The organism is Oceanobacillus sp. FSL W7-1281 (assembly GCF_037969835.1).
Taxonomy (GTDB): Bacteria; Bacillota; Bacilli; order Bacillales; family Amphibacillaceae; genus Oceanobacillus; species Oceanobacillus oncorhynchi.
Genome location: NZ_CP150214.1, coordinates 616,313 through 638,826 on the forward strand (window position 1 = coordinate 616,313; position 22,514 = coordinate 638,826).

General features: G+C 38.9%; 24 protein-coding genes. 18 read left to right on the forward strand and 6 right to left on the reverse strand.

Annotated features, from left to right (window positions below):
- Positions 1–4: 4 nt before the first annotated feature.
- The 10 genes from MKX55_RS03140 to MKX55_RS03185 all read left to right on the forward strand — a co-directional run bounded on the left by MKX55_RS03140 (position 5) and on the right by MKX55_RS03185 (position 9,921).
- Positions 5–934, forward strand: coding sequence for a sugar ABC transporter permease (locus tag MKX55_RS03140; protein ID WP_339185094.1), 930 nt, complete (start codon positions 5–7; stop codon positions 932–934).
- Positions 931–1,746, forward strand: a complete 816-nt coding sequence (locus tag MKX55_RS03145) for a carbohydrate ABC transporter permease (protein ID WP_339182342.1) — start codon at positions 931–933, stop codon at positions 1,744–1,746. The genes MKX55_RS03140 and MKX55_RS03145 overlap by 4 nt, the downstream gene beginning before the upstream one ends.
- A 38-nt stretch (positions 1,747–1,784) precedes the next feature.
- Entirely contained in the window at positions 1,785–3,113 is a 1,329-nt protein-coding gene (locus tag MKX55_RS03150; protein WP_339185095.1) for an ABC transporter substrate-binding protein, read from the forward strand.
- A 133-nt stretch (positions 3,114–3,246) separates the two neighbouring features.
- Positions 3,247–4,008: a glycerophosphodiester phosphodiesterase family protein gene (locus MKX55_RS03155; RefSeq protein WP_339182343.1), complete on the forward strand. Its 762-nt coding sequence runs from the start codon at positions 3,247–3,249 to the stop codon at positions 4,006–4,008.
- On the forward strand, positions 3,995–4,879 hold the full coding sequence (locus MKX55_RS03160; RefSeq protein WP_339182346.1) for a glycerophosphodiester phosphodiesterase family protein: 885 nt from the start codon (positions 3,995–3,997) through the stop codon (positions 4,877–4,879). The genes MKX55_RS03155 and MKX55_RS03160 overlap by 14 nt, the downstream gene beginning before the upstream one ends.
- Before the next feature lie 619 nt (positions 4,880–5,498).
- Complete coding sequence (locus MKX55_RS03165; RefSeq protein ID WP_339182349.1) at positions 5,499–6,425, forward strand: sugar phosphate isomerase/epimerase family protein; 927 nt, start codon at positions 5,499–5,501, stop codon at positions 6,423–6,425.
- Positions 6,426–6,462: 37 nt separating this feature from the next.
- Positions 6,463–7,833, forward strand: a complete 1,371-nt coding sequence (locus MKX55_RS03170) for a PTS transporter subunit EIIC (protein WP_339182351.1) — start codon at positions 6,463–6,465, stop codon at positions 7,831–7,833.
- An 88-nt stretch (positions 7,834–7,921) separates the two neighbouring features.
- A complete protein-coding gene (gene rpe, locus MKX55_RS03175) occupies positions 7,922–8,572 on the forward strand; it encodes a ribulose-phosphate 3-epimerase (RefSeq protein WP_212929456.1) in 651 nt (216 codons plus the stop codon).
- Between the two features lie 19 nt (positions 8,573–8,591).
- Positions 8,592–9,029 (forward strand): ribose 5-phosphate isomerase B, encoded by a 438-nt coding sequence (rpiB, locus tag MKX55_RS03180; protein ID WP_212929440.1) that lies wholly within the window; start codon positions 8,592–8,594, stop codon positions 9,027–9,029.
- Positions 9,030–9,180: 151 nt separating this feature from the next.
- On the forward strand, positions 9,181–9,921 hold the full coding sequence (locus tag MKX55_RS03185) for a DeoR/GlpR family DNA-binding transcription regulator (protein WP_212929441.1): 741 nt from the start codon (positions 9,181–9,183) through the stop codon (positions 9,919–9,921).
- Between the two features lie 331 nt (positions 9,922–10,252).
- Here MKX55_RS03185 and MKX55_RS03190 read toward each other — a convergent pair whose 3' ends face one another.
- Entirely contained in the window at positions 10,253–11,104 is an 852-nt protein-coding gene (locus tag MKX55_RS03190; RefSeq protein WP_339182356.1) for an AraC family transcriptional regulator, read from the reverse strand.
- 211 nt (positions 11,105–11,315) lie between these two features.
- Entirely contained in the window at positions 11,316–11,849 is a 534-nt protein-coding gene (locus MKX55_RS03195) for an N-acetyltransferase (protein WP_212929443.1), read from the reverse strand.
- 267 nt (positions 11,850–12,116) lie between these two features.
- Here MKX55_RS03195 and MKX55_RS03200 point away from each other — a divergent pair, with 267 nt between their 5' ends.
- On the forward strand, positions 12,117–12,863 hold the full coding sequence (locus tag MKX55_RS03200; RefSeq protein ID WP_339182358.1) for an alpha/beta fold hydrolase: 747 nt from the start codon (positions 12,117–12,119) through the stop codon (positions 12,861–12,863).
- 77 nt (positions 12,864–12,940) lie between these two features.
- Here the strand turns inward: MKX55_RS03200 and MKX55_RS03205 are convergent, their stop codons facing one another.
- Positions 12,941–13,189, reverse strand: a complete 249-nt coding sequence (locus MKX55_RS03205; RefSeq protein ID WP_339182360.1) for a hypothetical protein — start codon at positions 13,187–13,189, stop codon at positions 12,941–12,943.
- Positions 13,190–13,451: 262 nt separating this feature from the next.
- Here MKX55_RS03205 and MKX55_RS03210 point away from each other — a divergent pair, with 262 nt between their 5' ends.
- The gene (locus MKX55_RS03210; RefSeq protein ID WP_339182362.1) at positions 13,452–13,619 is read left to right on the forward strand and encodes an Rpn family recombination-promoting nuclease/putative transposase; all 168 of its coding nucleotides are present in this window, start codon (positions 13,452–13,454) and stop codon (positions 13,617–13,619) included.
- Positions 13,620–13,710: 91 nt separating this feature from the next.
- Positions 13,711–14,646 carry an Rpn family recombination-promoting nuclease/putative transposase gene (locus MKX55_RS03215; protein WP_339182364.1) on the forward strand — a complete coding sequence of 312 codons (936 nt, stop codon included), beginning with the start codon at positions 13,711–13,713 and terminating at the stop codon, positions 14,644–14,646.
- A 74-nt stretch (positions 14,647–14,720) separates the two neighbouring features.
- On the opposite strand, the gene MKX55_RS03220 is transcribed toward MKX55_RS03215, so the two are convergent.
- The 3 genes from MKX55_RS03220 to MKX55_RS03230 form a co-directional block, all read right to left on the reverse strand.
- Positions 14,721–15,968, reverse strand: coding sequence for a YeeE/YedE family protein (locus MKX55_RS03220; RefSeq protein ID WP_212929447.1), 1,248 nt, complete (start codon positions 15,966–15,968; stop codon positions 14,721–14,723).
- Positions 15,969–16,275: 307 nt separating this feature from the next.
- Entirely contained in the window at positions 16,276–17,145 is an 870-nt protein-coding gene (locus MKX55_RS03225) for a class II fructose-bisphosphate aldolase (RefSeq protein WP_339182366.1), read from the reverse strand.
- Positions 17,146–17,401: 256 nt separating this feature from the next.
- Positions 17,402–18,325, reverse strand: a complete 924-nt coding sequence (locus MKX55_RS03230; RefSeq protein WP_339182367.1) for a 1-phosphofructokinase family hexose kinase — start codon at positions 18,323–18,325, stop codon at positions 17,402–17,404.
- A 172-nt stretch (positions 18,326–18,497) separates the two neighbouring features.
- Here MKX55_RS03230 and MKX55_RS03235 point away from each other — a divergent pair, with 172 nt between their 5' ends.
- The 5 genes from MKX55_RS03235 to MKX55_RS03255 are packed head-to-tail and all read left to right on the forward strand — an operon-like array spanning position 18,498 to position 22,477.
- Complete coding sequence (locus MKX55_RS03235) at positions 18,498–19,283, forward strand: DeoR/GlpR family DNA-binding transcription regulator (protein WP_339236012.1); 786 nt, start codon at positions 18,498–18,500, stop codon at positions 19,281–19,283.
- A complete protein-coding gene (locus MKX55_RS03240; protein WP_339182370.1) occupies positions 19,276–19,737 on the forward strand; it encodes a PTS sugar transporter subunit IIA in 462 nt (153 codons plus the stop codon). Before MKX55_RS03235 ends, MKX55_RS03240 begins: the two co-directional genes overlap by 8 nt.
- Positions 19,738–19,775: 38 nt before the next feature.
- Positions 19,776–20,051, forward strand: a complete 276-nt coding sequence (gene gatB / locus MKX55_RS03245; RefSeq protein WP_042531629.1) for a PTS galactitol transporter subunit IIB — start codon at positions 19,776–19,778, stop codon at positions 20,049–20,051.
- A 35-nt stretch (positions 20,052–20,086) separates the two neighbouring features.
- The gene (locus MKX55_RS03250) at positions 20,087–21,409 is read left to right on the forward strand and encodes a galactitol-specific PTS transporter subunit IIC (RefSeq protein WP_042531631.1); all 1,323 of its coding nucleotides are present in this window, start codon (positions 20,087–20,089) and stop codon (positions 21,407–21,409) included.
- Positions 21,410–21,439: 30 nt separating this feature from the next.
- The gene (locus tag MKX55_RS03255; RefSeq protein ID WP_339182375.1) at positions 21,440–22,477 is read left to right on the forward strand and encodes a galactitol-1-phosphate 5-dehydrogenase; all 1,038 of its coding nucleotides are present in this window, start codon (positions 21,440–21,442) and stop codon (positions 22,475–22,477) included.
- Positions 22,478–22,514: the final 37 nt, after the last annotated feature.

Genomic DNA, 22,514 nt, shown 5'->3' on the forward strand with positions numbered 1-22,514 from the left:
GAATATGACTGCGGTCATTACACAAGAGGACCAAGCTTTATTTGTGCGGACGAAGCGAAAACAGCGCTACAAGCAATTTATCAAGGGTATCCTATTTCTATTGCCATCCATTGCTCTTTTTTCTGTATTTTTATTCTATCCGCTGCTCCGGACGATGTATTTAAGCTTTTTCCTTACTGATGCGAGCGGGGCCACAACGGTATTTGTAGGATGGGATAACTTCGTGACATTATTTCAATCAACTATTTTTCAGCAAAGCATCAAATCGACGTTTCTATTTGTTCTTTATACAGTGCCGCTGACCATTGTGATCAGTTTATTTCTAGCTATTATTGCAAATGAAAAATTAAAAGGGATTGGCTTCTTTCGGACGATATTTTCCTCTACCATGGGAATCTCCGTAGCCGCGGCATCTGTATTCTGGCTGTACTTATTCCATCCGACAATCGGCTTTTTAAATATTATCATGGACACGTTTGGATTGGAGAAGATTGGCTGGCTGACAGACCCTGCCTGGGCGCTGATTGCAGTAGCTGTGACAACGATATGGATGAATATCGGTTTTACCTTTTTAATATTACTGGGCGGATTACAATCGGTTGATAAATATCTTTATGAAAGTGCAGATGTGGATGGCGCAGGGTATTTTTATAAATTAAGAAGGATTACGATTCCGATGCTGTCACCAACCCTGTTCTTTGTTGTGACGGTAACAATTATCAACGCTTTTCAAACGTTTGGGCAGGTGGATATTTTAACGCAGGGCGGTCCGCAAAATGCAACCAATTTAATGGTCTACTCGATTTACCGGGAAGCCTTTACTAACTATCAATTTGGCTCGGCGAGTGCGCAGGCAATCATTTTGTTTATTATCATCCTGTTAATGACAATCATCCAATTTAAATTGGGAGAAAGGAAGGTTCATTATCAATGAGAATTCCTTTCGGACGAAAAATCGTAACCTATCTTTTATTGATTGCTGCAGCATTCCTTGTTTTCACGCCGACGATGATGGCTGTTGTCATGAGCTTCATGACAAATCAGGATATTATGACGGGAAGCTTGCCTTCTGCTTTTTCACTCGAAAACTATCGTCGGGCATTTGAACAATTTCCGCTGCTGCATTATGTCATCAACAGCTTTTTAGTTTCGATTGCCATCATGATTGGCCAGCTGATTTTAGCCAGCTTAGCAGCGTACGCCTTTGTTTTTTTAGAATTTAAAGGCCGGGATTTCTTGTTTTATCTTTTTATCGCAACAATGATGGTGCCATTTGAAGCTTCGATTATTCCGAACTTCCATACGATTCGCGACCTTGGCTGGATTGATCAATATACCGGACTGACGATTCCATTCTTTGCGATGGCTTTTGGAACGTTCTTGTTACGGCAGAATTTCAAACAAATTCCTAAGGAGCTGCGCGAAGCAAGTCAGATTGCCGGTATGGGAGATGTGAAGTTTTATTTGAAAGTGGTTCTGCCGGTAGCGAAAACAAGCCTGATCACCTTAGGCGTGTATGGCTTTTTAACGTCCTGGAATATGTATCTGTGGCCGCTGCTAGCTACAACCAATGACAATGTCAGAACCGTACAGATTGGTCTGCGGCAATTGCAATCACAAGAGCAGATGAACGATTGGGGAGTGATTATGGCGGGAGCGGTCATTGTCATTATTCCAACATTGATTCTATTATTTTTAGGACAGAAGAAGCTGCAGCGTGGTTTAACTGAAGGAGCGCTAAAATAAAAAAGAATGTGAAAAAGGAGTCGATTTTTTTGAAGAAAATGTTGTTATTCGTCGTTATTAGTATGACTATTTTTATGGCTGCCTGCGGTTCCAATGATGCAGAAGGCTCCAGTGAAGCAACAGAAACAGAAGATGGCAAGCAAATCGTTACCTTTTGGCATGCAATGGGAGGTGCTTCACAAGAAGCATTGGACAAAATTGTCGCATCCTACAATGAATCGCAGGATGAGGTAGAGGTCCGGGCGGAGTTTCAGGGAACCTATGATGAGGCATTAACGAAGTTTCATAGTGTAGCTGGGACAGATAGTGCGCCGACGATGATTCAAGTATTTGAGATAGGCACGATGTCGATGGTAAACAGCGGTCATATTGAGCCGATTCAAAAGTTTATTGATGAGGACGGCTATGATATGGGGCATTTAGAAGAGAATATCGTTAACTATTATAAAATAGACGATCAATTCTATTCGATGCCATTTAATTCTTCTACGCCGGTGATGTTCTATAATAAAGATGCTTTTGAGGAAGCTGGTTTAGACCCCGAAAATCCGCCTCAGACATTTGAAGAGGTAGAAGCAGCTAGTAAAGCTATTGTCGAGTCAAATCCTGAGATGAAAGGTTTTGCGCTTCAGGCGTATGGCTGGTTATTTGAACAATTATTGGCAAACCAAGGAGCATTATTATTGAATGAAGATAATGGACGTTCAGGAGTAGCAACAGAAATCGGCTTTACCGAAGAACAAGGAAAATCAATCTTTGAGTGGGTAGAGCGGATGAATGCAGATGGAACATTTGCAAACTATGGCACCAATGGGGATAATATGCTGGCTGGATTCTTAGCGGAAGATGTATCGATGTTCCTGCAATCCTCTGCCAACTCCCGTGATTTAATTGATAATGCACCATTTGAGGTAGGCGTCGCGTTTTTACCGCATCCGGAAAATGTGGAACGGGAAGGTGTGGTTATCGGTGGAGCAAGTCTTTGGATGAGTGAGGGCAAGGAGGAAGCGGAGCAAAAAGCAGCTTGGGATTTTATGAAGTATCTGCAATCGCCTGAAATTCAGGCACAGTGGCATACAGATACAGGCTATTTTGCCATTAATCCGGCAGCCTACGAAGAGGATCTGGCTGTAGAAATGCATGAAGAAAACCCGCAATTAAAGGTGACGGTGGAACAGCTGCAAGCAACCAACCCTTCTTATGCGACACAGGGGGCTGTCATGGATATGATACCGGAAGAACGTAAGATTATTGAAACGGCATTGGAGAGCGTATTTAATGGCGGAGATGTAGATACCACGTATCAGACAGCAATCGAACAATTGAATGCAGCCATTGAAACAGCAAATAAAGCTCGTGGAGAGTAATAAGTAACAGAGGAAAGCACGATGTAAGTAAGAGGTTCATTCAGCGGAGGTTTTGGGCTGAACAGAAGTGGGAAGCCTCCGCTGAATAAAAGGATATTTCATGATAACAACTCAATTTTCAGGAGGGATTTTCTTGACAAAAGTATATGGACATCGCGGCATGATGGGGTTATATCCGGAGAATACACTGCTAAGTTTTGAAAAGGCACTGGAAGCTGGAGTGGATGGTTTGGAAATAGATGTACACATGACAAAGGATGGCGAATTCGCGGTAATGCATGATGCTGCACTAAATCGGACAACGAACGGAATTGGATCCATAGCAGAATATACCTTTTCAGAAATTCGGGAATTACAATGGAATCCAGCCTATCTGTCTTCATTCCAAACTTATGATAAGAGCTGGGAGGAAGAAAAGGTTCCCTCCTTAGCAGAAGTCCTTCAGCTGGTTAGTCCATATCCAGATGTTGCATTGAATATTGAATTAAAAACATGTGAAAACTTATATGAAAATATCGAAGAAAGGCTGCTAGACTACGTTGCTAAATATCCGGATGTAAAGCATCGTGTTATTTACTCCAGCTTTCATCTGCCTACACTGATTCGTTTACGTCATTATGACCGGGATGCCCGCCTGGCATGGATTATTAACCAGCCGATTTCTCACCCGGAGGATTATATTGATATTTTGGGTTTAGAGGCACTGCATGTTGAGGCGGATACATTTTTAAAGCATATTTATCATTGGAGTAAATGGAAGAGACTGCTGCGTGTTTGGACTGTCAATGATAAGGATACGCTGAAGCAATTGCTGGACGTGAAAGTGAAAGCCATTGTGACCGATTATCCGGATCGTGCCATCTTTTATCGGTGTGAGCGCTATGCCATGGCGTAGTATCTTACTTACTTTGGTAATTGCCGTCTTTATAATATCTGGATTTTTTGAAGCAAAGCCGCAGGTACTTAAGGATTCGGAAACATATGGTGCGGAGACATTATATGCAAGTGCAGCAGGAAGGCCTGAAGCAGTTTCAACTGATTTAGAGGTGATCGCCCATCGTGGTGCGAATAATTTCTTTAATGAACATACGCTGACTGCTTACGAAATTGCTTCGGAGGCTGATGCAGACTCGATAGAGATTGATTTACGAATGACCAAAGACCAGGAATTAATCGCACTTCATGACACGACCTTAGATCGCACAACAACAGGAGCAGGCGTCCCAGAAGAATTTATGTTGAACGAAATCAAGCAATTCGATACCGTAGCCGTGTTCGGGCAGAAAACCTATAAGGAGCCCGTCCCGACATTAGAAGAAATTGTTACGGCATTTAAACAGGAAGAGCATTATTATATCGAGACACGCCTGGTGGATGACGATACAAAAATGGAAGAACCGTTAATCAACCTGCTTCAGGAAAATGATTTGCTGGATCCAAAATATGTGAGCTTTCAATCCTTTTCTAAGGAGAGCTTGAAAAAATTGCAGGAATTCGCACCGGAAATCCGTTCGACGCTGTTATATGGCACAGATAAATTTGATTTAGAGGATGCGCTTGAAGCAGATACAGATGTAATTGGAATCGAATCAAGAAATGTGACGAAATGTGTTGTTGATACGCTTCATCAGCAGGGGAAGGAAGTTCATGTGTTTTTTACGGATGAGCGTACGCAGCTTGTTGAACAGCAGCGTGTCATGATGTATGGAGTGGATGGGATTTTTACGGATGATATTGATTTTACGAAGCAGCTATTGAAGGAGTAGAATATGTCATTATATATATAGAACCTTGCAGAGTCGACTATTTGACTTTGTGAGGTTTTTTAGTGGAATTAAGAGGATATCTATTACAGTATAATTGGCTATAAGATCCCCGCAGCTTTAGCAGATTCTTGCCACCAGCGTATGGCGCATACTTAATTGATAGCTTACTCCAACATCTACAATCAATTGACTCATCGTATATGAATTTGGATGAAATTTAATGAAAAAATGAGATAATTTACTTTTGGGATTTGGTGGTATTATTTCATCCATTTTAAAAGTAAAATTCAATAAATCTTTTTCTAATAAAATATCATACCTAAACTAACTATATTTTTTACATAAGGTTTCATATGAATAAACAACCGATAATCTCCCACTTTATAGCTTCTGAATCAATCTGCGTAATTCTTATATGTCTTTAATTTCTGTCAATTTATTCCAACTATTTAAGTACGTTCTATACTATTAATATAAATCAAATTATCTGTTAATTTTAAATTCATTCCATACTTTATCATTAATTATGAAATAATATGAATTTAAAAGAAAAATAATGATTGTAATTGGAAAGTTATGATGATATTATAAAACTGAAGAGAAATTAGGAGGACTTAAAATGAAAACAGCAACAAGGATCAATTCTTTTTTACCAAAATTTAATAATGATTTAGAGGAGGTTTTTAAAGAATTCAATCGTATTGGACTAACTCATGTAGATTTAAATTATCCAGAACACGTTATTGATTTTTATTCTGATGAAATGAAAGCACTTTTAGAAAAATATAACCTCAAGGCAAATGGAGTAGCTCTAAGGTTTAGAAATGAGTTTATCAATGGTGAGTTAGGAAATGCTGACATTAACATTTCCCAAGAAGCTTTAACATTATGCAAAGAAGCTGCAGATTATTGCAGAGAAATTCAAGGTGAAATAGTTACAATCTGGCTAGGTTTCGATGGTTTTGACTATTCATTTCAAATAAATTATGAGAAAGTATGGCAGCAAATTAAAAACTGTCTGATTGAAATTGCTGACTATGCACCAGATATTAAAATTAGTATCGAATATAAGCCATTTCAACCTCGAGCTTATGCTTTTATAGATAGTTTAGGGATTGCGATGACAATGATTAATGAAGTCAATCGAGAGAATGTAGGTATTACGTTAGACTACTGCCACATGTTAATGAAACATGAGAATCCTGCTTATGGAGCAAGCATCTTAGGAAGCAAGAATAAATTATTTGGGGTTCATTTGAACGATGGTTATGGACTTAATGACGATGGATTAATGATTGGAACAAGCAGTTTAGTTAAGACCTTTGAATTTCTATATTATACGAAGTTACACAATTATCATCATGCGATTTATTTTGATACTTTCCCGGTTATTGAAGACCCCGTTGAAGAATGCGAAAGTAATTTAAAAATGATTCAGCGTATCGATGGAAAAATTGAAAAAATTGGAATGGAAAAAATCGGATCGATTATTGAGCAGAATAGTGGTGTCAAAGCAAGTGAATTGGTATTGGAAATCTTGAACTAAGATTTTCAATACCAATAATAAAAAGGAGGGGTAATACATGGATTATAAAAAATTAGCACAAGAAATTTTAAGTGAGGTCGGCGGGGCGGAGAACATTTCGAACATGACTCATTGCGCAACAAGACTAAGACTGACATTAAAAGATACATCAATCGTAGATGATAAATCTGTAGAGGCAATTGATGGTGTGATAAACGTAGTTAATAAAGCTGGGCAATATCAACTATTAATTGGTACAGAAGTATCGAAACTCTATGATGAATTTGAACCTTTGGCAAAAGGAGATTCCCTCCAGCAAACAGAGGAAAAGAATGAAAAGTCAGGCAGTATTATCAGCAATATATTTTCAGCCATTTCAGCAATCTTTGCGCCTTTACTTCCAGCTTTAGCGGGATCAGGTATCTTACGAGGGTTACTAATTTTAGCAGTACAAGCAGGAATGATTAGTGAAGACAGTGGAACATATACTATTTTGTTTGTTGCTTCAATGAGTGTATTCTATTTTCTTCCTGTTTTGTTAGCGTTTACGTCAGCTCGAAGATTTGGTGCAAGCCCATACATTTCGGTTTTAATTGGAGCTTCACTGATTCATCCAGATTTTATTGCATTAATGGGCAATGTAGGAAATGGAGCGACAACAGACTTTTTTAGTATTCCTGTTGTTTTGATGAATTACAATTCTACAGTGGTACCAATTATTTTATCTATTTGGGCTTTTTCCTATTTGTATAAATTCTTAGATAAACATATTCCAGAAACTTTGAAGTTAGTTGTTGTTCCTCTGGTTTCTTTAGTCATTATGATTCCACTAACAGTGATGATTATTGGGCCTGTTGGGGTATACAGCGGAGAAGCAGTGGCAAACGTTGTTAATTGGTTAATAGAAAGAAGCAGTGTATTAACAGGTATTCTCGTTGGAGGCGGATGGAGCATCCTAGTTAGTCTTGGTATTCACTGGGCTGTAAATCCTATTATGATTAATAATATTTCTACTTATGGATTTGATTATATTGTACCTTTTACATTTGCTTGTAATTTTGCGGTTATTGGAACAACAATCGGTGTTTATTTTAAAGCAAAGGATAAAAAACTAAGAAGTTTTTCGTTAACAGGTTTAATTACCGTCGCCTTATCTGCCATTATCGAAGCAACATTATTTGGTTTATTAGTTAAAAATAAAAAATTATTTTTAGCACAAATCATAGGAGGAGCCACTGGAGGAGCTTACCTTGGATTAATGAAAGTTGTAACGAACGCTTTTGTTTTTGGAAGTGTAACAACTTTTCCTGCTTTTGTGCAAGATAATGGATCTAATTTTTTACACGCTATGATTGGATTGCTAATTTCATTAGTGGTAGCAGGGGTATTATCGTATATCTTTACAAGAAAAGACGAAAAGCTTGTATAGGAAAAATCTAACTATCTCTCAAGTTGGGAATTTAGTAATGAGAAGGGATTTTAACAAATAGTTAATAAATCTTTTTCGAAGGAGTGAAATCAACGTTATGCTTATTTGTCCTTCTATGATGTGCGCAAATTTTAATAACTTACAAGAAGAAGTGAAAGAATTAGATAATGCCGGGATAGATATTTTTCATATTGATATAATGGATGGTCATTTTGTTCCTAACTTTGGAATGGGGCTGCAAGATATTGAAGTCATAAAAAAAGCAACTGATAAGCTGATAGATGTCCATCTAATGATTTCAAATCCAGGAGAGTATATAGAATTATTTGCTGGTTTTGGCGTGGATATTATTTACATTCATCCAGAATCAGATAAACATCCAACCCGTACGCTTGATAAAATCAAAGAAAAGGGCAAAAAGGCAGGTATTGCAATAAATCCAGGCACTTCAATTCATCAAATTGAAGAACTTCTTTCATTAGTTGATTATGTTCTGGTGATGACTGTAAATCCAGGGTTTTCAGGTCAAAAATATCTTGATTATGTAGATGAGAAAATAATGAAGTTAGTTAATTTAAAAATTAATAATACATTTGAAATTATAGTAGATGGAGCTGTGTCGCCAACTGTAATGAAAAAATTAAGTGGAATTGGCGTTGATGGTTTTGTATTAGGAACCTCAGCATTATTTGGTAAGGAACAAAAGTATAGAGAGTTAATTAATAATTTTAAATATTGAAAAGAGGAGATGGAAACAAATGAAAATAGCAATTGGTTCAGATCATGTTGGATATGAATTAAAACCTGCAATTATAGAGTATTTGCAAGAGCTTGGGTGCTCTATTCAAGATTTCGGTACAGAGTCCAATTTACGCGTTGATTATCCTGACTATAGCAAAAAAGTGTCTGAGGGAGTCCTTTCCGGAGATTTTGACCGAGGAATATTAATATGTGGGACGGGCGTAGGTATTTCTATTGCAGCTAATAAGATAAAAGGGATTCGAGCAGTTGTTTGCAGTGAACCTTACTCAGCCAAACTATCGAAGGAACACAATAATACGAACATTCTTGCTCTAGGCTCTAGAGTTGTAGGTGAGGAGCTTGCAAAAATGATTGTGAAGGAATGGTTAGAAGCTGAGTTTGAAGGAGGTCGACATTCTAAAAGAGTAGAAAAGATAACAAAGTTAGAAGAGTAAAACATACTATTTAGAAGCAGCAAGATCAATGATGAAATCAAACTTCATTGGTCTTGCTATTTTTATTGTAAATATAAAAGTATTTTTTATCATGTACCACTAAAAAATGATAAAATGTAATTATCATTTCTACGTGTAAGGAGGAAAAGGTTTGATTCCTTATGAGAGACAAGAAAAAATTCTTGAAAAGCTTAGCAAAGAGGAAATCTTAAAAATTGAAGAATTGCATCGTTTACTTCCGAATGTATCCATCTCTACTCTTAGAAGAGATTTGAAGGAATTGGAGAAAAGAGGAAAAGTTGTTATGTTAACAGGTGGGGCAGTAAAAGTATCTTCTCCAACAGTAGAGTTATCTATAACAGCAAAACAATCGTTACATTCCAAAGAAAAAGAAGCAATTGCTGAATTAGCTGCAAGGTTAATAAATGATGGAGATGTAATTTATCTAGATTCGGGCTCCACTTGCACTGCATTATTAAACAAAATTCTTGATAAGAAAATTAGTATAATTACTACAAACGCTAGTGTATTAGGTATTTCTCAAGAAATTCAAGCGGAGATAATCGTTTTAGGCGGTAGATATAACCCTAACATTTCATCATTAAATGGACCTTTGGCTGATAATAACATACAAAATTTTTACTTTGATAAATCGTTTATAGGAGCTAATGGAATTGATTTATTCAAAGGAGCGAGTACGCCAAATCTTGTTGAGGCAAACAAAAAAAAACATGTTATTCATAATTCTAAAAAGAACTTCTTACTATGTGATGACTCGAAATTTCATGTTAATTCTACTGTGAAAGCATTTGATTTAAATGAAGTAACAATTATATCAAACAAATACGACAAGGAAATAGCTAACGTAACAGAATTAATACATCCTGATTAATTTGTCATACTATTGGTTTTGGTTCTTTATAGAATTTTTAAGATATATATGATATCAAAAAAATGAGGTTTAATCACATATTTTTGCCGACTTCTTTATAAAGTGCATAAAAAAGCTAAATTGATAGTGTTTCCAAGAAGCCGGCAAAAAAGATTGAACGTTTGTCCTATTGCAATAAAATGAGATTATTGTAAGTGTCATTATACACACGAATAAATCATTTAACAGTTATTTGCAATTCCAGTCCAACAATGGCATCAAATTCACCTATTCATTATAAAATTTTTCACGCTTATTTTAGTCTGTGATAGTTGAATTAAGGTAAAAGACCTTATCCTTTTTGTACAGGAATCCAAATCTCCGTTTTCATATCATGGATGCTTTTTACAATCTCGGGAGCTTCTGCAAGTTCATATCCCGATGTTGGAAACCAGTCTGTGTAAATTCTACTCCAAGTGCTTGTTAAGGCATGAGGCATCTCACCCTCCGCATCAAAAACAGCCCATTGTTGTTTAGGTATTTCTAACGCAGCGAGATGATCTGGAGCAGTTTGATTTGTTACAACAGCAATATAGTATTCCAAGGCTTCTTCGCTCTGCTCTGGACCGTGGCAGGTATTGACGGTGATATTTAGTATGCCGCTTAAATTCGGATCTTCTCTCTCAAGTGTTCCAAGTTTTGCATAATCTGCATCGGTAAGTGTATTCCAAAGAGTAGGGTTAAAATCTCCATCCTCTGGATACATGACTTCCTTATGCCCTACAATGTGAAAAGCATCTTTTTCGACAAAACGATATTTCATCTCAACATCTCCTTTAATAGAAATTTGGAAGGAAATCGGTGGATAAGCTTTAAGAGAAACTCCTGTCTGCTTTACTGTACTAGGCAAGGTATGGTGCAATTCCTGAAAGGCTCTGGAGAACGAATCAGGGGACTGGTAACCATATTTCAATGCTACATCAATCACTTTCTTGTTATTCTCCTGCAGTTCTAATGCTGCCAATGTTAGTCGACGCCTGCGTACATACTCGGATAAAGGGATACCGGCAAGAAAAGAAAACATTCGTTTGAAATGATGTTCCGAAAAACAGGCAATTTGAGCCGCCTGCTGGTAATTGATTTTCTTATCTAAATGCTCCTCTATATAATCAATAGCAGCATTCGTGGAATTAAGCGTATCCATGTGATAACCTCCTCTTCTCATTTAAAGGATACCAATTGAAATCAACTGTTTCCCGACAATATGCGTTCCAATTTGTCGCAGTGTAACTGGTTGGGACTGGGACTAGGACGTCACGAACTTAGCCTTTGTTCCTTTCAAATTCAGTGGGGAATCAAAGAAAACCCCCACTGAAGGAAGTTTCCCTTTATCGGTAAGCTGGTGAAGCAGTATGCTATTCAGAAAATGCTTCGGAATATTGAACCACACCACTGACATCCTTTAACGCACCCGGTGTTAACTCCAAAGCCATAAAGGCTTCATCTGGAACATCGAATGGAGCTTGAATTCCCCATAAACTGGCCGGTTTAAAGCCGAAGCGGGGATAGTAATCGGCATGACCAAGCACAATCACAGAAGGGTATCCAGCTGCCTTTGCCTGTTCTAATCCTTCATTTATCAACATAGACCCAATCCCTTGCTTTTGGTAGTCTGGATGAACAGAGACGGGCGCAAGAGCCAACGATGCTGTTGTTTGTCCGTTGTTTTCAATCGTTATTTTTGAAAAAAGAATTTGGCCAAGGATGTTATTTTGTTGATTTACTGCGATGATAGAAAGCTCTGGAATAAAAGCATTGGACCTGCGGATACGTTGTACAAGTAAATGCTCTTGTTGATCACTCATCTCTTCGTTTCGGAAAGCTTGTTCAATGAGCGCTTCTGTTTTTTGATAATCTGTTGGTTGTTCTTTACGAAGGTTTATATTCAAGGAAACCCTTCTTTCTTATATAATGGATTGTAGTGAAGGCTTTTGCTTATTTTACTATATAAGAAGGAAATAATAAATGATGGTGAGGGACAGCGAAGATGGAAAAAGAAAATACATTTACCATACAAGTCCAAGTTTTTTTAGATAATCTTCTTCATGAGATAAATCAAATTATAGGAAATCAATTTGTTATAATTCAAAAGATAGTGTTATGATTTGAATTATTCCAATAAGAAGTAAAGTTTACGTTAAGAGGAGGAATAATAGATGAGCAATCAGTATCCTATTATCAATGGAGCAGAATCGTTTTATTTTGAAGGGAATCGTGCAGGGGTTCTAATAATCCATGGTTTTATTGGATCGCCTCAAGCGATGTATCCGATTGGAAAAGCTTTCGCAGACGCAGGGTACACTGTTTGTGGACCGAGGTTAAAGGGTCACGGAACAGCTCCTGAGGATCTGGAAAAATATACATACCAAGATTGGATAGCTTCTGTTGAAGAAGCATATAACTGGCTTGAAGAACGATGCGATAAAATTTTTGTTTGCGGTTTATCCATGGGAGGCACATTGACGCTATATACGGCAGCAAAGTACCCGCTTGCCGGGATCATTACTGTCAACGCAGCAGTGGAATTGCCTGCAATGTATGAAAATCTCAAAGAGCGTTTCATTGCGGATGATGGACCAGATATCAAAAAGGCAGATGCTATGGAAATCACTTATGAAAAAATACCAGTTAAATCAATTAAAGAATTAGAAAGCCTGATAAAAGAAACAAAGGAAAATCTGGCAAAAATAACCTGCCCTGCACTTATTTTTAGTTCCGAGGAAGACCATGTTGTCTCACCTGATAATGCTCAGAAGATATTGGACAGCATATCTGCTAATTCAAAAGAGATCGTCACTCTGAAGGAGAGCTATCATGTAGCAACCTTGGATAATGACCAAGGTTTGATTATTGAAAAGTCTCTGCATGCATTGCAGTCATGGGGAGAAGAAGGGGAATTATAACGATTTAATAAGGGATGACATCGAAGCTGATGTCATCCCTTTTGTCATCTTAAAAGTAAATGCTTCTGCACCTGCATCTAAGAAGATTGTGTTTGATTCTGTCCTCCGCTAGCACCTTGATTCATTGCTTGGCCGCCGCTTGTAAGCATATCCTGAAGCGGTTTAGCAATATCCTGCATGGTGGAGCTATTCATGGAATTGGAAAGCTTTTGTGACATGTTTTGAAAGGAACCATTTTGCATCCCCATGCTTATACCATAGGCTGCCGCACCTGCTACACCTGCAGCAATCAGTGACGTGGTCATTCCTTTTTTATTATTCATCATTAATTATCATCCCTATCCATTTAGAATGTGAATCAACAACGATACTTAGTTTGGGATTAAATTTGAAAAATATACAGGAGGTTTTGATTTTTTTTGGATATTTCAATAGCTGTCTTTAACGAAAAGTTAAAGAAATAGCGGATTTTCTGACCTAAAAAAGAAATTTAGAACATTTGTTTCTTTTGGGAGGCTGTGTTAATATAATTCAGAACTTACTTTCGATTCAGTCATCGAATGATACCAATGAAAGGACTTGATAAGCTTGCAGATTCAAAACCCGCATGACAAAATTTTTAAAGAAACATTTTCAAATGTGGATGTTGCAAAGGATTTTATTACCCACTTTTTACCGCCTTCCGTTCGCGAAACCATTGATGTAGCATCCATTCAGCCGCAAAAAGACAGCTTCGCCACGGAGAACCGTCCGTAAAACCCCCCACCTCGAAATAGAGAGTGAAAATAAATTCATTTAAGCGGGGGATAACGGACGCTAACTCCCTGAATCACTCAACTAACATTCTGTGGGAGAAGAGCGAAAACCCCACAGAAAGAAGTTTCGTTTTATCAGTCACGACCTTCAAGAATATTTCTCCGACTTATTATTCCAGACAAAAATTCATGAAAAACCCGCGTACGTCTATTTTCTATTCGAGCATAAAAGCTATCATGATTACTATACTGCTTTGCAGTTACTGCGATATATGGTGGAGATATGGGAAATCAAACGGGATAATAAAGAAGAAAATAAGCTGCCAATCATTATGCCGATTGTGCTGTATCATGGCGATACAGATTGGTATGCAGGCACTTCCTTTCATCACTTGCTGGAAGGGTATAAGGATTTCCCGCCCAATTTGCAGAAATATGTCCCTGATTATGAATTTTTTCTATACGATGTATCTGGTTATAAAGACGAAAATGTCCAATTGAATGTGTTCCTGCGAATTATTCTGATGGTGTTTCGGGATATCCGCAAAAAGGATATCCACGCCGTGGTAAATACCATCTATCAGGCAGTCGATTACCTGCGGCAGCTGCAGGATCAAACAAGGGCAATAGCGTATTTGAAGACGTTGTTTTATTATATTTTCCGTGTCCAGCGGCATCTTACCAAAAAACAATTTTATGATATAATCGACCATATAGGAAACACTTATCAAGAAGGGAGCGAGTTGACAATGACATTAGCGGAGATTTTTCGGAATGAAGAAAAAGAAGAAGGCAGAGCGGAAGGAAAAGCTGAGGGAAAAGCGGAAGGTAGAGCAGAAGGTATAGTAGAAGGCAAAGCAGAAGCATTAGCCAATACCACAATTCGATTAATCACAAAATTCGTAGCTCCTCCTTCAAAAGATATAAAGAAAAAGATATACAAACAAGAAATAAGCACGTTGGAAACAATAATCGATCACATAGATGAATTGGAAACCATAGAAGATGTCAAACAATACTTGAAATAGAAAAAACACGGGGGATTCCCGTGTTTTTTCTATTAACAACAAGGAAGAGAGCTCCCTGTATCGCCGCGTCTTTGTCAGCAAAATGAATCGCGTGGTTTTGGCACAGAAAGACCGAATAGCGGTCGCAAATATAAAGCAAGGAAGGTACCTCCAAGAGCCATTACTCCCCAAATGTAACCATGTGCACTAAAGGAAGCAATGCCGCTGAAATATGCGCCGACATTACAGCCGAATGCAAGGCGTGCGCCGTAACCCATCAGAAGACCACCAATAATGGAAGCGGCAGTGTTTCCTTTGGTAACTCTTGTAAACTTAAATAATCCTCCTGCTGCGGAAGCAATGAAAGCACCTAAGATGACACCGAAATTAAGAGCGGTTGTTGTATCTGCGAAAATAGAAGCATGGAGAGCTTCTGTATTTCCCGCCCAGTAGCCCCAGCTTTCCACATTAAAGCCAAGTGCTCCTGCTGCTTTTGAACCCCACAGTGTAAATGCAGCTGTCACGCCCCAGGGGCTGTCACGAGTGAGCAGCGTAAGAGCATTCAAAACAGCCAGTGCAGCACCCGCGGCGAAAAGAGGCCAGGAACCCCGGAAAAGTCGTTTCCAGCCCTTTTCGGAAGGGAGTGCCGCCATTTTAGGAGGCTTGCGTTTTTTCTCAATCAGAATGGTTATCCCGGCAATGATGGCAAAAATTAATAAAGAAACAATCCATGCTCCGCCGTAACCAAGCCCTGTTGAGGTTGCCAGAGAAAAAGGTTCCGCAGCTGGTAAATCGTCCATCCAGAATGTGGAATGAGCCGCACCAATAGTTGAGCCGACAATAAAAAATAACAGGGTAATAAACATAACAGTCCGGCCGCCGCCGACTGCGTAAAGTGTGCCAGAAGCACAGCCGCCGCCGAGCTGCATGCCGATGCCGAACATGAATGCTCCGACAATCAGGCTAATGCCGATCGGTGAAATATTACCGGCAGGTGTTCCTCCAAAAAAGGAAAACCCGAATGCTAAAATAGGTGCAAATAATGTACATGCAATAGCCAGCATGAACATATGCGCCCGCAGAGACTGGCCATTCCCTACTGAAGCTAGTCTCCGGAAGGCTGAAGTAAAACCGAAACGTGCATGAAACAATGTATATCCAAGCAGTAACCCAATCAATAACAACAATGGCTGAACGACATGTTGTGTGGCTGCTAAATAAATCGTCAAAATAAATGTAACAATGATTCCGCCTGCAACCAGTTTTTTCTGCGGGGGATTTAATTTTGGCGCATCCTCCACTTTTGCTGGTTGTTCGGAAACCGGTTGTGCCAATGTAGACATGTAAAACACCTCTAATTCCTATCAAGTTAGTTTGTTATGATTTTTTAGTGTATGCCTCTTTGGAAAAAATGTCAATGGGTTATTAGAAATAGGTGAAATGCATTTTAAGGCCTGGAAAGGATTTCATTATTTTTTGAAAAATGATAAAGAGAAGCGAAGTTTGGATGAAGATGTAGATAAGGAAGAGGAGAAATTAAAAATAAAAACATTTGTAAAATGAAAAAAGACCCTTCGAAATACAGCATGAAAAACGGTATCTCGAAGGGCCCTTTTCATCATGAAGCATTGAGAATAAACGGCAGCTCAATCAAACAAACGGTTTTACCAGTTTCCCTTCACTGCCAACCATTTTGATTTTAGAAGCAACCATTTCTATTGCTGCATCTTTTGCTTTTTGTAAATATTGTCTCGGGTCTAATTGGTCTGGATTTTCTTTAAAATGATCAGCAATTGCTTGGGAATAAGCGTTTTTTAATTCGGTAGAAACATTTACCTTTGCCATGCCAAGTGAGACACATTGACGGACATCTTTATCAGGCACAGCGGAACCGCCATGTAATACAAGAGGAACGTCGACAATCTCAGCAATTTTTTGGATACGGTCAAAATCAATATCTGGATCCCCTTTATAGATTCCGTGTGCTGTACCGATGGCTGGAGCAAGTGTTGGTACGCCAGTTTGTTCTACAAAGGCAGCACATTCTTCAGGAACTGCTTTTTGAGCGTCTTTCTCGTCTACCACGATATCGTCTTCTACACCGCCTACTTTACCGAGCTCTGCTTCAATGTTGACATGTAATGATTTTGCTAGATCCACTACTTCTTTGGTTCGCGTTACATTTTCTTCAAATGAATGCATCGAGGCATCGATCATGACGGAAGTATAGCCTGCACGGACGCATTGTTTAATCAGCTCATAATCGGTACAATGATCAAGGTGTAAACCAACTGGCACTTCATAATAGTCTGATGCAGCAGTTACTACCTTCACAATATTTTTTGCGCCTAAGGATTTGACCGTTCCCATCGTTGTCTGCAAAATAACAGGGGAATGTAACCCGGCTGCTCCTTCCACTACCCAAAAAATACTGTCAAAGGAATGGACGTTAAATGCGACAATGCCATAGCCTTCCTTTTTTGCTTTATTTAGCATTGGTGTTGTAGAGTATAAAGTCATTGAAATCTCTCCTCATTAGTTTATAGTGCGAGTTCAAAAAGTCTGATAAACAGGACCAGTTGGCTAAGGTCGCAACGTCCTGTTGCAACGCCAACACTAGCACGTCCTGTGCGTCGGAAGTTCAAGGCGGCGCAGCTTTGAGGAACGGACTTTCACAGGATGTGATGACTTCTGTGTTGTCCACAGGACGTGGACGATCTTAACAGAAGTTCCTCTTCTCGCCGTGTCATTTTTATTGGACTTTTTGAACATCCTCTTATAGTTCTTCCAATGTAATCTGTTCTTTTATTTCATTTACATCGTTCATATCAATATGCGGGTACCAATATAAGCAGTTTGAAGCAGCAAAACTGCTTGCCTCTATGAGAGCAGTTTCGATTTCTTTATTCGATTGAAACGCTTCTAACAATTTTCCAAGAAAAATATCACCGGAGGCCGTTGCATTTTTGGCTGTGATGTTTGGCAAAGTAACGCGATAGCATTTTCCGTGAATTTTTGCAATGGAGCCATCTCCTCCCAATGTAATAATGATATTTTCCAGTGCTGTATCATTCTTTAAGAGGGTAATGATTTCTTCCGTTGTTTCCACTGTTTTGTTTTTTAACTCTAAATATTCCGATTCATTGACTTTTAGCAGCCATGGCTTCGCTTCGATGCTTTTGGATAGAGCTTCCCCGCTGCTGTCTATCACGCATTTTGCTCCTTTATCCTGCAAAGAAATAATTAAATCCCGATAAAATGATGAGGGTAATCCATCTGGAAGCGATCCGGAAAAGACAACATAATCTTCCGGTTTTACCGAATCCAGTAAGGTATCCTCAAATGCCTGTTTTTCAGATGTGGAGATAACCGGTCCTTTTTCATTAATTAAATGTGCGTGCCCTTTTTCGTTATCTACAATAATGGAACAGATACGCGTATTTTCTTTAATAGGTGTTACTGTCGTAGAGATATGCTGGTCATTTGCCAAGGTTTGCAAATGTTTGCCAATATATCCGCCTAAAAAAGCGTGTGCTATGAAAGCGCTGCTTGTTTGAAAAGAAAAAGAACGAATCACATTGAACCCTTTTCCTCCTAATAGCTCCTTCGCCTGATGTGACCTGCTGACACCGTTAACATCAAATTTCTCTAAAAAAATCGTTCGATCTAATGCGGGGTTCGGACAAACAACATGCAACAAACTATCACCTCATTTTCATGTTTGATAGGTTTATCATAAATCCTAAAGCAAAAAAAAGCAAAGAAAAATTTAAATAAAGCAAAAAAATAATAAAAATATGTTTGCATTATTTTGTTTTATGTCTTATAATCAATTTAAAGCGTTTGCAAGTTATCCTTTAGGAGGTGTTTAGATGCTCTCACAAGATCGTCAAGAAATTATCATGCAGTATCTGCAAACAAATAAAAGCGTGAGAATTGCAGATTTAAGTAATGATTTAGGAGTAACTCGGGAAACCATCCGCAAAGATCTCTATGAAATGGAACAGGAAGGCATTGTTCGGAAGGTTCATGGGGGAGCGATACTCAATAAAGCCAATCTGGAAACAAAGTATGTAACAAGAAAAACGGTTAATGAAGAGGAAAAGAAGGCCATTGCCAAAAAAGCTGCTGAACTCGTAGAAGATGGAGATACCATTTATATAGATTATGGAACTACTGCTTTATACTTCTCCAGAGAAATAAATAACAAAAAAGATTTAACGATTATCACGAACTCTTTACCGATTGCACAGGAGCTCATCGACTATTCTGATTTTGACGTCATTATTATCGGCGGGAATGTAAGAAAGAATGAAAACTCCTTATTTGGGCCAATTGCTTATCGTGGGATTGAAAAGCTTTTTGTAGATAAAGGATTTTTTGGAATAGGCGGTTTAGATTTGCAGGCAGGCTATACCAATATGCATATGGGAGAGTCAGAAGTATCCCGGTTGATGATGAAACATTGTCAGCTGAAAATTATGATGGCTGATTTCTCCAAATTCCATTCTACTTCGATGAACCAAGTAGCTGCCATTGATGAAGTGGATATTTTAATCACAGACACAACATCTGATGCAGAAGCAGTAGAAACCATCAAATCACTGCAAACGAAAGTCTATACCGTTGAAGCGGAGGGGAGTCATAAAGATGAATGATTATCTTGATAAAGGTTTGATTCTTTTAAATAGCAGCGCAGATTCAACAGCTGCCATTTTTGAAGAGATTGGAAGCGTTATGATTACGAAAGGGTATGCCAACAGTGAATATGTCGAAGGATTAAAAGCAAGGGAAAAAGAATTCCCGACAGGTGTTCCGACAGGCGTAATCGGAGTAGCACTTCCGCACACAGATGCAAGTTATGTAAATGAAAGTAAAATCGGTTTAATGACGCTGAAGGAGCCCGTTTCTTTTCGGATTATGGGGAGCGACTCCGACGAAATTGAAGTGAAAGTCGTCTTTCTGCTTGGCTGCTCTGATGGAGAAGAGCATATTCAAGTATTGCAAAAAATAGTGGAGCTGGTGCAGCAGCAAGCGTTTTTAGATCAGCTATTACAGCTTCAAACAGTAGAGGAAGCGTATCAATTACTGGAATCAAATTTAGATTTATAAATAAAAATACTATTTAACCAAAATTGGAGGAATTTAAAATGAAAAAAGTATTAGTAGCATGTGGTGGAGCAGTAGCAACGTCAACGGTGGCAGCAAATAAAATCAGAGCTTTATTAAAGGAAAATAACATTGATGCAGATGTATCACAATGCCGTGTAAGTGAATTAGGATCAAAAGTCAGCGGTACAGATTTGATTGTAACCACAGCTAAGGTGGACAAGGATTACGGCGTTCCAGTTATTCATGGATTGGCATTTATCTCAGGAGTAGGGTTAGACAAAACAAAAAAAGAAATTTTAGAGGTTCTGCAGTAGAGCAATCTCTTCATTAAAAGGAGGAAATTCCGTCCATGCAAATCTTACAATATATACTAGATCTTGGTCCGACCGTAATGCTTCCATTAGTTATTTTTATATTGGGAATTTGTTTAAAACAAGGCATTGGAAAATCCCTTCGTTCCGGGATAACCATTGGTGTCGGATTTGTCGGGATTAATTTAGTCATTGGTCTCTTAACAGATAATTTAGGACCAGCTGCACAAGAAATGGCGGACCGCTTTAATTTAGGTCTTTCCGTGGTTGATGTCGGCTGGCCGGGAGCTTCCCCGATGGCATGGTCATCAACGATTGCTATGGTTGCGATTCCTGTAGCCATTCTTGTCAACGTGCTGATGCTTGTAACGAAAATGACCCGTGTGGTTAACGTCGATATTTGGAATATCTGGCATATGACGTTTACAGGAGCCATTATTTTGGCAGCAACCGGAAACTTCTGGTTTGCAATTATCGGTGTTGTTGTTCACTCTGCCTTTGTTTACAAGCTGGGTGATTGGTTTGCACCGACAGTGAATAAGCATTTTGGCTTGGAAGGGATAGCGATTCCGCATGGTTCCGGAACCTGGTCCGCTCCATTTGCAGTTGTCATTGATGCCATTATCGATAAAATTCCAGGTGTAAAAAAAGTAAATATTAATTCCAGTAAGATTGAAGAGCGTTTTGGAGTTGTCGGCGAGCCAGTCATTATTGGCGCCGTATTAGGTATCGTCATTGGATTTTTGGCAGGCTACCCTGTATCTGACGTGCTGCAGTTAGGGATTCAAATGGCTGCTGTTATGGTCTTGATGCCGACAGTTGTTAAATTTATTATGGAAGGTTTAATGCCGATAGCAGAAGCTGCGCAGGCAATATTAGACAAACGCTTCCAAGGACAGCAATACTATATTGGGCTGGATCCAGCATTACTATTAGGCAATTCCCAAGTAGTAGCAGCAAGTCTGATTTTTGTACCATTAACATTGGTTATTGCTATTTTGATTCCTGGCAACCAAGTCCTGCCGTTTGGTGACCTGGCAACCATTGGATTCTTTGTATCGATGGCAGTTGGGATCCATAAAGGTAACTTATTCCGGACGGTTATTTCCGGAGCGTTTATCATGAGTATCACTATCTGGATAGCGAATATGATGGTAGGCGTGCATACGAAGCTGGCAACAGATACAGGAAATATTTCAAGCGGCCAAGTTGCTTCTCTGGACCAAGGCGGAGCACCAATCACATTTATTTTGAAAGAATTATTCCAGCTTCAAAATTTAGTCCCATTGTTGATTATTGGCGGAATTTATGTATTCAGTATTATTTTTACGTACGTTCAATTTAAAAGAGAGAAAATATGAGGAAAATTTTAGATAGGAGATGTCGTTGAAATGAAGGCGTTAGTGCTGGAAAGTAAAGCAAACTTCTCCGTAAAGGATATGGAAATACCAGTTATTAAACCCAATCAAGTGTTAGTGAAAGTAGCTTATGTGGGAATTTGCGGTTCCGATTTAGCCCGCTATTTTGATGGAAAGGTGCATAATTACCCGACCATTTTAGGGCATGAATTTTCAGGTGTTATTACGGAAACAGGAAGCGAAGTGCAGGGATTAAAAGAGGGAGACCGCGTTGCAGTAGCTCCATTAGTTCCGTGTGAACAGTGTTCCAGCTGTGCCAGCGGCCATCCGGCGCTTTGCGAGAATTATAGTTTTATTGGTTCCCGGGAGCAGGGGGCAATGGCTGAATACGTTGCGGTAAATGCTAAAAATATCCTGCCTTTACCGGATGAGATTACAGACCAGGAAGCGGCGTTAATTGAGCCGTTAACCGTTGCTATCCATGGGATTGAAAAAGTCGATATCCACGCCGGGGCAAGCGCCGTTGTTTTTGGAGCAGGTACAATTGGTATGATGTCACTGCTCGCACTGCAGGCAAAGGGTGCAGGAGAAATAACGGTTATAGATATTGATAACGCAAAGCTGGAAATGGCGAAAGGTTTAGGAGCTACAGTTACCGTCAATTCATTAGAAGTTGATTTAGATGATTATTTTAAAGAAAATCAAAGACCGGAAATCGTAGTCGAAACAGCAGGAGTGCCACAGACTCAAGTTCAGTCATTGAGTGTAGTGGAGAAGCTTGGCCAAGTTGTATATGTTGGCACAGCGAAGAAAGAGATTACATTCCCTGCAGATGTATTTGAAAGAATTCTAAGAGCAGAATTAAAAGTATACGGTTCTTGGATGTCCTATTCCGCTCCTTTTCCAGGATTTGAATGGACAGCAGCTTTACAATATATGAAGGATGGAAAAATCGATGTCAAACCTTTGATTCATGAAGTGACCCCGCTGGAGGTCAAAGAAGAACCATTTCAGAAAATGATTGATCCGGATAATCATTCAATTAAGTTTTTATATGATGTAAGACAGTAGGGAGAAAAGCCTTGAAGGATACAGTTTCATTGTATCT

Excerpts from the sequence above, each read along its gene's own strand:
- MKX55_RS03250 (WP_042531631.1), top strand. The coding sequence starts at position 20,087 with ATGCAAATCTTACAATATATACTAGATCTTGGTCCGACCGTAATGCTT.
- MKX55_RS03190 (WP_339182356.1), bottom strand. The coding sequence starts at position 11,104 with ATGGATACGCTTAATTCCACGAATGCTGCTATTGATTATATAGAGGAG.
- rpiB (WP_212929440.1), top strand. The coding sequence starts at position 8,592 with ATGAAAATAGCAATTGGTTCAGATCATGTTGGATATGAATTAAAACCT.
- MKX55_RS03160 (WP_339182346.1), top strand. The coding sequence starts at position 3,995 with ATGCCATGGCGTAGTATCTTACTTACTTTGGTAATTGCCGTCTTTATA.
- MKX55_RS03235 (WP_339236012.1), top strand. The coding sequence starts at position 18,498 with ATGCTCTCACAAGATCGTCAAGAAATTATCATGCAGTATCTGCAAACA.
- MKX55_RS03140 (WP_339185094.1), top strand. The coding sequence starts at position 5 with ATGACTGCGGTCATTACACAAGAGGACCAAGCTTTATTTGTGCGGACG.
- MKX55_RS03240 (WP_339182370.1), top strand. The coding sequence starts at position 19,276 with ATGAATGATTATCTTGATAAAGGTTTGATTCTTTTAAATAGCAGCGCA.
- MKX55_RS03205 (WP_339182360.1), bottom strand. The coding sequence starts at position 13,189 with ATGATGAATAATAAAAAAGGAATGACCACGTCACTGATTGCTGCAGGT.
- MKX55_RS03225 (WP_339182366.1), bottom strand. The coding sequence starts at position 17,145 with ATGACTTTATACTCTACAACACCAATGCTAAATAAAGCAAAAAAGGAA.
- MKX55_RS03200 (WP_339182358.1), top strand. The coding sequence starts at position 12,117 with ATGAGCAATCAGTATCCTATTATCAATGGAGCAGAATCGTTTTATTTT.
- MKX55_RS03255 (WP_339182375.1), top strand. The coding sequence starts at position 21,440 with ATGAAGGCGTTAGTGCTGGAAAGTAAAGCAAACTTCTCCGTAAAGGAT.
- MKX55_RS03145 (WP_339182342.1), top strand. The coding sequence starts at position 931 with ATGAGAATTCCTTTCGGACGAAAAATCGTAACCTATCTTTTATTGATT.
- gatB (WP_042531629.1), top strand. The coding sequence starts at position 19,776 with ATGAAAAAAGTATTAGTAGCATGTGGTGGAGCAGTAGCAACGTCAACG.
- MKX55_RS03165 (WP_339182349.1), top strand. The coding sequence starts at position 5,499 with ATGAAAACAGCAACAAGGATCAATTCTTTTTTACCAAAATTTAATAAT.
- MKX55_RS03150 (WP_339185095.1), top strand. The coding sequence starts at position 1,785 with ATGTTGTTATTCGTCGTTATTAGTATGACTATTTTTATGGCTGCCTGC.
- MKX55_RS03170 (WP_339182351.1), top strand. The coding sequence starts at position 6,463 with ATGGATTATAAAAAATTAGCACAAGAAATTTTAAGTGAGGTCGGCGGG.
- MKX55_RS03220 (WP_212929447.1), bottom strand. The coding sequence starts at position 15,968 with ATGTCTACATTGGCACAACCGGTTTCCGAACAACCAGCAAAAGTGGAG.